At 76.7% G+C, this 14,362-nt stretch carries 6 protein-coding genes; 3 read left to right on the forward strand and 3 right to left on the reverse strand.

The window, feature by feature from the left end; all coding sequences use genetic code 11:
- Positions 1–6 precede the first annotated feature (6 nt).
- The 3 genes from C8E97_RS15525 to C8E97_RS15535 all read left to right on the forward strand — a co-directional run bounded on the left by C8E97_RS15525 (position 7) and on the right by C8E97_RS15535 (position 11,646).
- Entirely contained in the window at positions 7–6,150 is a 6,144-nt protein-coding gene (locus C8E97_RS15525; protein WP_121011589.1) for a type I polyketide synthase, read from the forward strand.
- Positions 6,129–11,039, forward strand: a complete 4,911-nt coding sequence (locus tag C8E97_RS15530) for a beta keto-acyl synthase (protein ID WP_121006173.1) — start codon at positions 6,129–6,131, stop codon at positions 11,037–11,039. Before C8E97_RS15525 ends, C8E97_RS15530 begins: the two co-directional genes overlap by 22 nt.
- 247 nt (positions 11,040–11,286) lie before the next feature.
- Complete coding sequence (locus C8E97_RS15535; RefSeq protein ID WP_211347025.1) at positions 11,287–11,646, forward strand: response regulator transcription factor; 360 nt, start codon at positions 11,287–11,289, stop codon at positions 11,644–11,646.
- A gap of 11 nt (positions 11,647–11,657) precedes the next feature.
- Here the strand turns inward: C8E97_RS15535 and C8E97_RS15540 are convergent, their stop codons facing one another.
- Genes C8E97_RS15540 through C8E97_RS15550 form a run of 3 tightly spaced genes read right to left on the reverse strand, consistent with a single transcriptional unit; the run spans position 11,658 to position 13,828 of the window.
- Positions 11,658–13,148 carry an ABC1 kinase family protein gene (locus tag C8E97_RS15540; RefSeq protein ID WP_121006178.1) on the reverse strand — a complete coding sequence of 497 codons (1,491 nt, stop codon included), beginning with the start codon at positions 13,146–13,148 and terminating at the stop codon, positions 11,658–11,660.
- A complete protein-coding gene (locus C8E97_RS15545) occupies positions 13,141–13,473 on the reverse strand; it encodes a hypothetical protein (protein WP_121006180.1) in 333 nt (110 codons plus the stop codon). The genes C8E97_RS15540 and C8E97_RS15545 overlap by 8 nt, the downstream gene beginning before the upstream one ends.
- Before the next feature lie 40 nt (positions 13,474–13,513).
- Positions 13,514–13,828 carry a hypothetical protein gene (locus C8E97_RS15550; protein ID WP_121006182.1) on the reverse strand — a complete coding sequence of 105 codons (315 nt, stop codon included), beginning with the start codon at positions 13,826–13,828 and terminating at the stop codon, positions 13,514–13,516.
- Positions 13,829–14,362 lie beyond the last annotated feature (534 nt).

Below are 14,362 nucleotides of genomic sequence, written 5' to 3' on the forward strand. Positions count from 1 at the left end.
GAGACGATGAGCGAGCCTTCCTACTCGCGCCAGGCGCCCGTCGCGGTCGTCGGCGTCGGCGCGCTGCTGCCGGGGTGCGACGACGTCGAGGACTTCTGGCGGGCCGTGCTGACCGGGCGGGACCTGATCGGCGACGTGCCCGCGACGCACTGGCTGCTGGAGGACTACTACGACCCCGACCCGTCCGCCGTGGACAAGACCTACGGCCGCCGGGGCGCTTTCCTGCGCCCGACGGAGTTCGACACCCTGTCGTTCGGGATACCGCCCAAGGCGCTGCCCGCCACCGACACCACCCAGCTCCTCTCGCTGGTGGTGGTGGAACGGCTGCTCGCCGACGCGTTCGGCGGCCGGACACCGCCCGACCGCGAGCGGGTCGGCGTCGTCCTGGGCACCGCGGCGGTGGAGCTGCTCTACACGATGGCCGCGCGGTTGCAGCGCCCGGTGTGGCTCAAGGCGTTGCGCGCGAGCGGGATCGCCGAGCCGGAGGCGCGGCGGATCTGCGACCGGATCGCCGACCACTACCCCGAGTGGCAGGAGGAGAGCTTCCCCGGTCTGCTCGGCAACGTCGTCGCGGGCCGCGTCGCCAACCGGTTCGACTTCCACGGCGCCAACTTCATCACCGACGCGGCGTGCGCCAGCTCGCTGGCGGCGATCTCGACGGCGGTCGACCAGTTGGCGCTCGGCCGGGCGGACGTCGTGATCACCGGTGGCGCGGACACCGCCAACGACATCCTGATGTACATGTGCTTCTCCAAGACGCCCGCCATGTCGCCGTCGGGTGACTGCCGCCCGTTCTCCGACCTCGCCGACGGCACGGTCCTCGGCGAGGGCCTGGTGTTCTTCGCGCTCAAGCGCTTGGCGGACGCCGAACGCGACGGCGACCGCGTCTACGGGGTGATCAAGGGCGTGGGCAGCTCGTCGGACGGCAAGGGCGCCGCCGTCTACACCCCCGTGCCGCAGGGCCAGGAGAGGGCGCTGCGCCGCGCCTACCAGGCGGCGGGCTACGGCCCGGACACGGTGGAGCTGGTCGAGGCGCACGGCACCGGGACCAAGGCCGGTGACGCGGCCGAGGTCGCCGCGCTGCGCGAGGTGTTCGGGCCGCGTGCGGCCGGCGAACCGCCGCGCACCGCGCTGGGGTCGGTCAAGTCCCAGCTGGGGCACCTGAAGTCGGCCGCGGGCGCGGTCGGCCTGCTCAAGGCGCTGCTCGCGCTGAACCAGGGCGTGCTCCCGCCCACCGCGAAGGTGCGGCGCCCCAACCCGGACCTGCTGCTGGAGGGCAGCCCGCTCTACCTCAACACCGCCGCCCGGCCGTGGGTGCGCGGCCGCGGCCACCCGCGCCGCGCGTCGGTGTCCAGCTTCGGGTTCGGCGGCAGCAACTTCCACCTGACCGTCGAGGAGTACGTGCCCGCGCCGGGCTCCGCCGCGCGCCGCGCGCCCCGGTTCCGCGCGCTGCCCGCCGAGCTGGTGCCGCTGAGCGCCGCGGGCCCGGTCGAACTGCTGGCCCGGCTCGACGCGCTGGTGGCCGGACCGGGCGGCACGGCCGCGAAAGCCAAGGCCGCGCAAGGGGAGTTCCGCGCCGGCGACCGGCACCGGCTGGCCCTGGTGGTCCGCGACGCCGAGGACCTGGCGCGCCAGGCGGCGTCGGTGCGCGGCGCGATCGAGAGCCACCCCGCGCAGCCGTTCGCCACACCGGGCGGCGCGCACTACGCGGTGGGCGACGCCGATCCCGGCGCGCTGTGCCTGCTGTTCCCCGGACAGGGCGGCCAGTACCCCGGCATGGGCGGCGACGTCGCGGCGCACCTGCCGCGTGCGCTGGCGGCCTGGGACGCGGCGGCGTCGGTCGACCCGGACGGGTGGGCGCCGCACCGGGTCGCGCACCCGGCGCCTGCCTTCACCGACGAGGAGCGGGCGGCGCAGCAGGAGCTGCTGACCGCCACCGAGTGGGCGCAACCCGCGCTGGCCGTGCACAGCCTGGCGCTGCTGGAGGTGCTGCGGTCGGTGGGCGTCCGGCCCGACCTGGTGGCCGGGCACAGCCTCGGCGAACTGGTGGCGCTGCACGCGGCGGGCGTGTTCGACGCGCCGGACCTGGTGCGCCTGGCGCGCCGGCGCGGCGAGCTGATGGGCGCGGTCCGCGGCGAGCCGGGCGCGATGCTCGCGGTCGCGGCGGCGGTGGGCCGGGTCGAGGAGCTGCTGGCCGAGTCCGGCGCGGACGGGGTGTGGGTGGCCAACCACAACGGGCCGGAACAGGTCGTCGTGTCCGGTGTCGCGGACCGCGTCGAGGCGTTGCGGGGATGGCTGGAACAACGCGGGGTGCGTACCCGCCGGCTGCCGGTCTCGCACGCCTTCCACACCCCGTTGGTGGCCGATGCGGGCGAACCCCTGCTCGACTTCCTCCACACCGTGCCGGTGCGCTCGCCGCTGATCCCGGTGGTGGGCAACCGGGACGCCGCCGCCTACCCCGACGAGCCCGACGCGATCCGGCACGCACTCGCCGCGCAGGTCGGCGCGCCCGTCCGGTTCGCGGAGCAGGTCGAGGAGCTGTACCGGCGCGGCGCGCGGACCTTCGTGGAGGTGGGCGCGGGCTCGGCGCTGACCGGCCTGGTGTCCGCGACCCTCGGCGACCGGCCGCACCTGGCGGTGAGCACGGAGCCCCGGCGCGGTGACGGCGTCACCGGGTTGTCCGAGGCGCTGGGCAGGCTCGCCGTGGCGGGTGTCCCGGTGGACTTCGCCGGGCTGTGGGAGTCCTACGACCGGGCGGAGGCCGGTGCCCGCGAGGAGCCCGCCGCCGACAACCGGGCCGTGGTGTCGCTCCTGGGCGTCAACTACGGCAAACCGCGTCCGGCGGAGGACGGGACGGCCGCGCTGGCCGAGCCCGTGCCGGGGCCGGGGTCGGTGCTGGAGCCGGCGGAGGGGGAGGAGGCGTCGGGCACGTCGGCGATGCCACCCGCCCCCACCGTGCCGACAGCGCCCCGACCGGTTTCCGCGCCGCCGGTTTCCGCGCCGCCGGTTCCTTCGACAACGGTTCCCTCGGCACCGGTGCCACCGCCGTCCGTGCCGTCGGTTCCCGCGCCCTCGGTCGCCGTGCCGGCGCCTCCGTCCGTTCCGCTCGGACAGTCCAATGGAGACAGTGAGTGGTGGCGGGCATTGCACGAGTCGCAGCGCGAGACGGCGCTCGCCCACGCCGCCTACCAACGGGCGATGGCGGACAACCACACCGCGTTCCTGCGGCTGTCCGAGGTCGCGCTGACATCGCTGGCCGCAGCCCTCAACGGCAACGGGCATCACGCGCCCGCACCGACTTACGCCCCGCCCGCGACCGCACCGCGACCGGATCCACCCGCCGCGTGGCCCGACGCGCCGCCTGCCGCTCCACCCGCCGTCCGCACCGAGCGGTCGCCCGCGCCGCCCGACCTGGTCGAGCCCCCGGCACGCCCCGAACCGGCGCCGGTCGCGGAGGGGGACGCGGCGGACCTGGAGGAGGTGCTGCTGTCCGTGGTGGCCGACCGGACCGGGTTCCCGGAGGAGATGCTGTCGGGTGAGATGGACCTGGAGGCGGACCTCGGCGTCGACTCGATCAAACGGGTCGAGGTGTTGTCGGCGCTGCGGGAACGGGTGCCGGGGTTGGCCGACGTCGACACCGCTCGGCTGGGCAGGCTGCGGACGCTGCGGGAGATCGCCGACCTCTTCCGCGGGGTCGCGCCCGTGCCCGCGCCCGAGCGGGGTCCCCGCCCGCCCGGACCGCAGGACCCCGAGCCACCGCCGCCCGCGCGCCTGGCGTGGCGCACCGCGCCCGCGCCCGCACCCGGCCTGCGGATGGCCGGCCTGTCCGACGGGCCCGTGCTCGTCACACCGGGGGAGCCCGGCGTGGCCGAAGCGCTCGCGGCGCGGCTCGCGGAGCGGGGCGTGCCCGCCGAAGCCGTGCCCGCCGAAGCCGTGCCCGCCGAAGCCGTGCCCGCCGAAGCTGTGTCCGCCGGAACCGGGTCCGACGGAACCGGGTCCGCCCTCCCGTCCGACGCCCGCGCGGTGGTGTTCCTCGGCGGCCTGCGGGAGGTCGCCTCGCCCGACGAGGCGTTCGCCGTGCAGCGCGAGGCGTTCCGGCTCACCCGCGACCTCGCGCCGCGCTTCGCCCGCGACGGCGGGCTCCTGGTCACCGTGCAGGACACCGGGGGCGACTTCGGGCTGCGCGGCGCGCACCCGGAAAGGGCCTGGCTGGGCGGGATCGCCGCACTGGCGCGCACCGCGGCCGTCGAGTGGCCGGACGCCTCGGTGAAGGCCGTCGACTGCGAACGCGGCGGCCGGAGCGCCGACGCCCTCGCCCAGGCCCTCGCGGCGGAGCTGCTGACCGGCGGAGCGGCCCCGGAGGTCGGTCTGCGCGCCGACGGCACGCGCACCGCGCCCGTCCTCGTGCCCGTCCCCGCACCGCCGCCGACCGAGCACGACGACCTCATCCGGCCCGACTCGGTGCTCGTGGTCAGCGGTGGCGCGCGGGGCATCACCGCGCGGGCGCTGGTCGAGCTGGCCGCGCGCCACCGCCCGCGCCTGGTGCTCCTCGGCCGCACCCCACCGGCCGAGGAACCGGAGGCGCTGCGCGCCCACGTCGACGAGCCGTCGCTGACCAGGGCGCTAATGGCGCGCGAGCGCGACCGGACCGGCCGCCCGCCCACGCCGGCCGAGGCGGCGGCGCTGGCCGCGCGCGTGCTGGCGGGCCGCGAGCTGCGCCGGACGCTGGAGGAGCTGCGCGGCCACGGCAGCGAGGTCCGCTACGCGTGCGTGGACGTCCGCGACCCGACCGCCCTGGCCGCCGCGCTCGCCGCCGTGCGCGCGGAGTGGGGCCCCGTCACCGGGGTCGTGCACGCCGCCGGTGTGCTCGCCGACCGGCGTCTGGAGGACAAGACCGACGAGCAGTTCGACCGGGTGTTCGGCACCAAGGCCGACGGGCTGCGCGGCCTGCTGGCCGCGACCGCGGACGACCCGCTGGAGCTGGTCTGCGTGTTCTCGTCGGTGGCCGCCGTGCACGGCAACGCCGGTCAGTGCGACTACGCGATGGCCAACGAGGTGCTCGCGCACGTCGCCTCCGCCGAGCGGGCCGCCCACCCGGCCCGCCGCGTGCGGTCGATCGCCTGGGGCCCGTGGCGCGGCGGCATGGTCTCGCCGGGGCTGGCCCACGAGTTCGACCGCCGGGGCGTGCCCCTGCTCGACCCGGACGCCGGCGCGCGCGCCTTCGTCGCCGAGCTGTCGGCCGACTCGCCGGACGTGCGGGTGGTCGTGGCCGGCGCGGGTGACGGCGCACCGCACGGCGCGCCGCCGCGCCGGGCCGCCGAGGTGCTGGTCGACGCGGCGTCGCACGGTCACCTGGCGGACCACGCCATCGTGGGCGTGCCGGTGCTGCCGCTGGCGGTGGTGCTGGAGTGGTTCCGGGCGGTGGCGGCCACCTGGTGGCCGGGCGGCGACGCGGTGGTGCTCGGCGACGTCCAGGTGCTGCGGAAGGCCGCGCTGCCCGACTTCGCCACGACCGGGCACCGGTTGGCCGTGCGCGGCGTGCGGCGGGCGGTCGACGCCCGGCCCGTGGTGGAGCTGGAGCTGTGCGGCGACGGTGGAGTGGTGCACTACCGCGCGGTGGCGTCGGTGGGCGAGGCGCCGGACCCCCGGCCCTGGCACCGCCCCGACGGGGAGCCGTTGGACGCGGACGACCTCTACGACGGCGTGGTGTTGTTCCACGGCCCCGCGTTCCAGGTGCTGAGGGGCGGGCCGGTGGTCGCCGCGGACGCCGCCGCCGGCGTCGTGGACGGCTTGCGCGCGAAGGGGTGGCCGGCGGGGTTGTGGCACACCGATCCGGTGGCGGTGGACGGCGCGCTGCAACTGGCGGGCCTGTGGGCGGCGCGGCGGCTGGCCGGCGCGTGGCTGCCGATGTCGGTCGGGCGGTTCGCGGTCGGGCGGTCCGGGCCGCTGACCGCGCCGGCGGAGGTGGTCGTGCGGGTCGGCCGGGTCGAGCACGACACCGCGCGGTGCGACATCCGGGTGCAGGACGGCGGTGGCGCGGTGGCGGAGCTGACCGACGTCGTGCTGGTGCGCCGGCCCGATGTGCCGGCCGACCGGGTGCCGGCCGCGCCGGCGGGGGAGGTGGCGGTGTGGCGGGGCGCGAGCCGGTAGCCGTGGTGGCGGTGGCGGTCGCGGCCACCGGCGGCGGGACGACGCGGGACCTGTGGCGCGCCCTGTTCGACGGGGTGGCGTGGTCCGACGCCGCGGCGCGGCCGGGGCGGACCGGCCACGGGGCCGGCGTGCCACCGGTCTCCGCCGCGCTGGCCGAGGCGGCGCGGGACACGCGGCTGCCGGCGCGCGGCACGGTCGTGGCCGGTGCGGTGGACCCGGCCGGTGCGCCGCCGGGCGCCGTGCTCCCGGTGCCACCCGGCTCGACCGCGCTGGCCGCCGCCGCCGACGCGGTGGCCGGTGGCGCGGCGGAGGCCGCCGTCGTGGTCGAGGTGCCGCCCACCGCGCCGGAGGTCGCGGTGGTGCTGGTGCTCAAGCGCACCGCCGACGCCCGGCGGGACGGCGACGTCGTGTCGGCGCTCCTCGACGTGGCGGTGGACCGGGACGGCACGTCGAACGGGTCGAGCGCCCCCCGCGCCCCGGCGGACCTGGTCGTGGGCGTCGGTCGGCGGGGCAACCGCCGGTTCGACCCGGTCGCCTGCACGGGCGTGCCCGCCGCGGACCTGTTCGCGGTGGCGTGCGCCGTGCTGGCGGTGCGCCACCGGGCGCTGCCGAGGCCGGGTGTGCCCGCGCGGGCGTGGCCGGGCGACTGGTCCGCCGAGGTGGCCACCGCGGCCGGCCCGGTCGGGTTGCGGACCGCCGACGCGGTGCCGTGGGTCGCGGGCGCGCCCGTGGCGCTGCGGGTCTACTCGGGCGCGGACCGGGCCGGGGTGGTGGCGGCGGTGGAGGCCGGTCGGCCGTCCGACACCGGGCCCGCCCGCCTGGTCGTGTGGTCCACCGACGGCCTGCCGCCGCGCGAGGTGGAGCAGGCCGCGCTGCGGTGGCTGGCGGGGCGCGGGCCGAAGCCGGCCGGCGCGGCGTACCGGGACGGCCCGGTGAGGGGCGAGGTGGCCCTCGTCTTCGGCAACGGGGCCGCGGCCTACCCCGGCATGGGCGCGGAGCTGCTGACGGCCTTCCCCCGGCTGGTGACCGCGGTGGAGGGCGCGTTCGGCTTCGTCGGGCCGCTGCTGGGCCCGGCGGCCGACGCCGGCGACGACCCGCTGCCCGCGGCGCTGCGGCAGATCTGGGGCGCCGGCGCGCTGGCGGGCCTGCACCGGGCGGTGACCGGGGAGGTGCTGGGCCTCCGGCCGGACGCGGTCATCGGCTACTCCTCCGGCGAGATGGTCGCGATGGCCGTCCTGGGCGTGTGGCGGCAGCCGGGGCGGGTCGTCCGGCAGGTGCGCGAGTCGTGGCTCTACACCGCGGGCGTCGTCGGCGGGTTCGAGGCGCTGCGGGAAGCCTGGCGGCGGGCCGGCGTGCCCGGTCGGGACTGGGCGTGCCACCTGGTGCACGCCTCGCCCGAGCGGGTGCGCGAGGTGTTGGCGGGTGAGCGCGCCGCGCACCTGATGCTGGTCAACGCGCCCGAGTCGTGCGTGGTCGGCGGTGAGCGGGACGCCTGCGCGCGGGTCGTCGGGCGGCTCGGCGCGGACCGCGCCCAGGAGATCGACTACCCGGTCGTCGCGCACGTGCCCGAACTGGCCTGGGTCCGCGACCGGTTCCACGCGCTCTACCACCAGCCGACGACCGACGTCGGTGGCACGCGGTTCTACTCGTGCGCGACCACCGGCTGGTACGTGCCCACACCGGAGAACGTCGCGGAGGCGCTCACCGCGCAGCTCGTCGGCACGGCGGACTTCGCGCGCACCGTGGAGCGCGCGTGGCAGGACGGGGTGCGGGTGTTCGTCGAGCACGGGCCGCGAGGGGTGTGCTCGCGCTGGATCGGCCAGGTGCTCGAAGGGCGCGAGCACCTGGCCGTCGCGCTCGACGCGCCGGGTCCGGGCGGGGTGCGGCACCTGGTCGGCGCGGTCGCGGAACTGCTCGCGGCCGGGGTGCGGGTGGACGTGGCGGCGCTGCTCGACCACCTCTCGCCGGGCGCCGGGCGGCCGCCGGCGGACACGGCGTCCGCGGTCCGGGACGCGTACCACGTGCGGGTGGCGCGCGTGCACCAGGAGTTCGTCGAGCGGGAAGGGGCCGTGCACCGGCGTTTCCTCGACCTGCGCGCGCGGCTGGACGCGGTGCTGCGCGGCGTCGGGGGAACCGTCACGTCGGACGGCGGCACGGCCACGCCTCCGCCCGGCCGGGTCGTCGCGGACGCGACCGCCGACGGCGCGCCCGTCGCGGACCTGCCGCCCCACCCGCACTTCCGCCCCGCCGACCTCCTGCCCACCGCGGAGCCTTCACGGGCCGCCGACCCGCCCCCCGCCGTCGGGCCTGCGCGCGTCGCCGACCCCCAGCCCGTCGCCGACCCGGCACGCGCCGCCGACCCCCTTCCGGTCACCGGGCCCCCGCCCGTCGCCGACCGCTCCTCGGCCATCGGGCCCCCGCCCGCCGCCGATCCCGCGCCCGTCGCCGACCGCCCTTCGGTCACCGGGGCCCCGCCCGCCGGCCCGTCCCGGCCGCCCCTCCTCGACCGCGCGCGGCTGGAGCAGCACGCGGACCGGGGTGGCGAGCTGTTCGGCCCGCTGTTCGCCGCCCAGCGCGGCTTCCGCAGGCAGACCCGCCTGCCCAAGCCGCCGGTGCTGCTGGTCGACCGCGTGGTGGGGCTCGACGCCGAGCCCGCCTCGATGACCGGCGGCACCATCCGGACCGAGACCGACCTCCGCGCGGGCGACTGGCACATCGACCCGACCGGCCGGGTCGCGCCCGCGCTGCTGCCGGAACTGGGGCAGGGCAACATCCTGTTGCTGAGCTGGCTCGGCGTCGACCTGACCACCGGCGGCGAACGGGTCTACCGCGCGCTCGGCGCGGAGCTGACCTACCACGGCAGCCCGCCCGCCGTCGGCGACACCGTCGAGTTCGAGACGGCGGTCGAGTCGTTCACCGAGCACGACGGGCTGCTGGTGGCGGCCTTCCGCGCCGACTGCCGGGTGGCGGGGCGGCCGCGCCTGACCGTGCGCGCCGCGCGGGCCGGGTTCTTCACCGAGGCCGAGCTGGCCGGCGGTGGCGGCGTGGTGTGGCGGCCGGAGGCCGAGCGCCCGCCGTCGGGTCCGCTCGACCCGCCGGCGCGCCGGGCCGCGCGGTCCGCGTTCGGGCGGGCGGAGGTGCGGGCGCTGGCCGAGGGCAGGCCCGCCGACTGCTTCGGCCCGGAGTGGCGGGCGGCGCGGTCGCACCTGCGCACACCGCGCATCGCGGGTGGCGAGCTGCTGGTGCTGGACGAGGTGACCCGGCTGGACTTCGGCGGCGGGCCGTGGCGGCGCGGTTACCTGCGCGCCGAGACCGCCCTGACCGGTGACGAGTGGTTCTTCGCCTGCCACTTCGCGGGCGACCCGTGCATGCCGGGCTCGCTGATGCTCCAGGGTTGCGCGCAGGCCGCGGCGTTCTACCTGGCGGCCACCGGGTGCACGGTGGAGCGGGACGGGTGGCGGTTCGAGCCGGTGCCCGACCGCCCGGTCCGGCTCACCTGCCGCACGCAGGCGACACCGCGCAACCGCCACGTCGCCTACGAGGTGTTCGTCCGCGAGCTGTCCCTGCGGGACCGCCCGACGCTGGTCGCCGACGTGCTGTGCTCGGTGGACGGGGTCGGCGCGCTGCACGGGCGCGGCCTGGCCCTGCGCCTGGTGCCGGACTGGCCGCTGGAGCAGTGGCGGACCGGGCGGGCGGTCCCGCGCCGCGTCGCGCCCGCCGGGCCGCCCGCCGCGCTGGGCGGTCTGCGCGGCCACCGGGACGACCGGCCGGCGGCCGAGGTCGACGGGTTCCGGTTCGACTACCCCGCGCTGCTGGCCTGCGCGTGGGGACGGCCGAGCGACGCCTTCGGGCCGTCCGCCGCCGCCCTGGACGGCGCGGACCGCGTCGCGCCGCGCTGCCCCGGTCCGCCCTACCACTTCATGAGCCGGATCGCCGAGGTCACCGGGCCGGCGGACGGCACGCGCCCCGGCGGCGTCGTGGAAGCCGAGTACGACGTCCCCGAGCGGGCGTGGTTCTTCGACGCGGACGACGACGACGACGCGGTCATGCCGTTCGCGGTGGTGCTGGAGGCCGCGCTGCAACCGTGCGGCTGGCTGGCCGCGCACGTCGGCGGGTTCGACCCGGTCCGCAGGTTCCGCAACCTCGACGGGTCGGCGACGCTCCGGGCGCTGGTGCGCCCCGGCGCGGGCGTGCTGCGCACCAGGGCCGAGCTGACCGCGCTGTCCACCAGCGGCGGCACCACGATCGAGCGGTTCGAGGTCACCTGCCGGTTGGGCGGCGCGCCGGTGCTGACCCTGTCCACGGTGTTCGGGTTCTTCCCGGACGACGCCTTCGCGGACCGGACCGGCCTGCCGGTCTCGGCGGCCGAGCGGGCCGCGATCGCCGAGCCCGCCGCGTGGTGGCGCGACCTGCGGGCGCGGGACGGCTCGGCGGGCCCGCCGCTGTCGGTCGGCCTGCTCCGCGCGCTCGACCGGATTACCGGCTACTGGCCGACCGGCGGCTCGGCGGGCCTGGGCCGGGTGCGCGGCGAGAAGCGCGTCGACCCCGGCGAGTGGTACTTCCGGGCGCACTTCTTCCAGGACCCGGTGCAGCCCGGTTCCCTCGGCCTGGAGGCCATGCTCCAGCTCGTGCGGTGGTACGCGGTCGAGCGCGGCCTCACCGCCGGGCCGGCGAGGCCCCGGTTCGAGCCGGTGGCGCTGGGCCGCCCGCTCGACTGGACCTACCGCGGCCAGGTGCTGCCCACCGACGAGGTGGTGACCGTCGAGGCCGACGTGCTGGAGGTCGGCCGCGACGAACGCGGCCCGCTGGTGGTCGCGCGGACGCGGCTCTGGGTCGACGGCCGGTGCGTCCACGAGGCCACGCCCGCCGTCCGCGTCGTCGGCGGTTGAGCGCGCGCGGGCGCGCCGGACGGCCCTCTTCGGCCTCTCGGGTGGTCATTCCGCCCGGCTCCCCTCGAATGGAGTCGAAATTCCTCTACCCAGCGTGACCGCACCGGGATCGGTTGTGTATTCGGCCGGTCGCCCTTTGTGCGGAACAGCCTGATCGGCCGTCGCGGTGCGAGGTATGCTCATTCGGCGGGTCCTGTTGCGTCGACAATGCGCGCGGTTGTCGCGGGCGTCGCGGAGGTGTCACAGCATGTGTCCGGAGGAGCGCATTCCCGATACCGGTGGGGAACCCACCGTGCTGGGGCTGATTCGTTTGGCGCGCACCCACCAAAGTATCGCGCAGGCGCTGCTCGCCCATGCCGAGAAGATCGGTCGCCGCAATTCGGCGGTGTTGCCGGCCGCCCTGGACGGCCTGGCGAGGTGGAATCTCACCAGACGGGAGCGGCGGGTGGCCGAACTACTGGTGGAAGGGCTGTCCAATCGCCGGATAGCGCGCAGAATGGAAATCTCCGAGCGCACCGTGAAAAACCACCTGCACTCGATCTTCTACAAGCTCGGCGTCGGTGACCGGACCCAGGCGGTCATCAAGCTGATGCGGAGGCCCGAGTGACCGGCGGGGCGTCAGTCGTCGCGGTGCGCCCTGCGCCACAGCAGCACGCCGCCGAGCGCGGCGGCGCCGTAGAGCACCTTGGCGGGGGTGATGGTGGTCGCCTCCACCTTGCGGGAGTCGACCGGGATCTGGAGGTCCCGGTTCGACAGGTCCCGCAGGATGCCGCGCGCCTGGGTGTAGCTGCCGTTGGCGGTCAGCAGCAGCTCCACCACGCCGCGGGCGAGGTAGGACTCGGACAGCGTCTCGCAGCTGAGGTCGACCACGATGTCGGCCAGCTCGGCGCGCAGCACCTCGGCGGCGGACACCTCGGGCGCCAGGCAGCGGATCGAGCCCTCCAGGTTCGCGAACGACTTGCCCAGCATGGGTATCACCGGGCTGATCCGGATGCCGCGCTTGGTGGAGTGCCCGAGCACGGTGGTCAGGGTGATGCCGAAGTTCAGCTCCTCCAGCGACGCGGTCGCCGCCTTGGGCACCAGCGCCGCCACGTCGCCGACGAAGCCGCTGAGGTCGGCCCACTGCGTCGGCTTGCCCATCTCCACCCACGCCTTCGCCGCGCCGTCGCCGTCGTTCTCCACGATGTTGATCAGGGTCAGCGCCAGCTTGAGGCTCATCGGGCGGTCCAGCCGGCACACCATGCCCCAGTCGATCAGGAACGCGCCCCGGCCCGGCGCGACGAAGACGTTGCCGGGGTGCGGGTCGGCGTGGAACAGCCGGTCGACGAAGTAGCCGCGGTACATGTAGGCGAGCAGGTCGTGGGCGATCGCCAGGCGCTCGTCGGCGGGGAACGCGCCCGGCGCGACCTCCCGGATGGACCGGCCCGCCGCCAGGCCCTGCACCAGCACGCGGGGCGTCACCAGCAGCACCTCGGGCACGGTGAGGTGGTCGAACGCCGCCGCCTGCGCGCGCCCGCGGTCCATGTTGCGCGCCTCGACGGTGAAGTCCAGCTCGCCGTTGACCGCCTCGAAGGCCAGGTCGAGCATCGCGTGCACGTCGACCACGGCGTTGAACCGCGGCCGCGTGTTGACCAGCAGGCGCGCGGCCCGGCGCAGGAGCGCCATGTCGGTCGCGACCACCTCCCGGACGCCGGGTCGCTGCACCTTCAGCGCCGCGCGGCGGCCGTCGGCCAGCGTCACCCGGTAGACCTGGGCGAGCGAGGCCGAGCCGAGCGGGTGCTCGACGTCGACGTGGCGGAAGTGCCGCTGCCAGTCGCGGCCCAGCTCGGCGGCCAGGACGGGCTCGAAGTCCCGGAACGGCGACGCGGGCACCCGGTCGTGCAGCCTGCCCAGCTCCTCGATGGTCTCCGCGTTGACGAAGTCCGGCCGCGTCGACAGGATCTGGCCGAGCTTGATGTAGAGCGGGCCGAGCTGCTCGAAGGCTTCCCGGACCGCTCGCGCGCGTCGCCTGCGCCGCGCGGCGAGGTCGCCGCCCGCACCGGGCGCGACCCGGCGGGCGACCAGCCGCGCCAGCGTCGCGGCGATCAGCCGGACCCGCCCGTCAGCCATGTCCGACGTCCGGGTCGGGACCGCGCGGGTGCGCCGGGCCCGGCAGCAGGCCCGCCACACCGCCGACCAGCGGGACGGCGACGCCGCCTGCCCGCGGTCCGGACAGGGCCGGGCCGAGCACCTCGGCGAGCACCTCCAGCGTGCAGTCCGCGCCGGTGCTGCGCCGGTGCGCCCGGAAGCGGCGGCCCGCCCGGAGGCCGTCCAGCAGCTCCGCGGCGTCGACCACGCGCTGCTCGTCGACGTCGAAGAGGCCGCCGTCCCGCTCCCGCAGCAGCACCCGCCGCGCCCGCGCCCGGCCGGCGGCGGGCGGGCGGCCCGCGATCACGCCCCGCCCCGGACGGCCGCGCCGCACGACCGCCGGCGGGTCACGAACCCTTCTTCTGCTGGCCCTGCGCCGACTGGCCCTGCCCCGACGACGTCCCGGCCTGCGCGCCCGCCAGCTCCTCCAGCCGCCCGGCCAGCTCGTCCAGCTCCTCCCGCAGCGCCGCGACGTCGTCGGCGGTGTCGTCCTCGCCGCGGAACGCGCGCCGGGTCGTGCGCCGCAGGTCGTGGTCGATCTCGTGGCCGCGGTCGAGCACGTCGTCGAGGTACTCCTTGGTGTCGTCGACGATGTTGCCCAGGTACCCGATGATGCCGGTGCGCTTCCGCGAACCCCGGCTCGTGCTCCTGCTCGTGGTCATCCTCGATCTCCTCGGCTGGTTCGGTGTCCGGTGGGCGGTCCGCGTCCGCACTGGCGCCGGGACGCGGACCGCCGGGGTGAACGCGGGAAACGTGGACCATCGGGGATCGGGCCCACTCGGGCGTTCCCGCGTCCGGTCGATGGCGTTCCGGTCCTGTCCGGTCCAGTATGCGGCGGGCGCGATCGGGAAAGAATGGTTCTCTCGCACTAGTCCACCAGGGTCGCCCCGAAATCCACCGAAAGAGTTCCGACCCGGCCGCCCGGACTTCGCCGCGCACGCCTCCGGCGCAGGTCGGCCCAATGGTACCGGGTGCTTTCCGCCTATTCGACGGTGCGTTACCGGGCAGCCATTCGTGCCTATGCCGGAACACCCCATCGGCGGTTTACTGAACAGCCCGGTCTGTCTGTGATGGAAACGTGGGCCGGGCCTGGCCCGACCAGTCGAATACCGGTGCGCACGAGGTGCCGGGAGCGCCTGCCGGTTTCCGATCGGCCCGGTCGCGGCGGTCACCACTGGAAGTGTCGACGGAAAGCG

Source organism: Saccharothrix australiensis, from assembly GCF_003634935.1.
Taxonomy (GTDB): domain Bacteria; phylum Actinomycetota; class Actinomycetes; order Mycobacteriales; family Pseudonocardiaceae; genus Actinosynnema; species Actinosynnema australiense.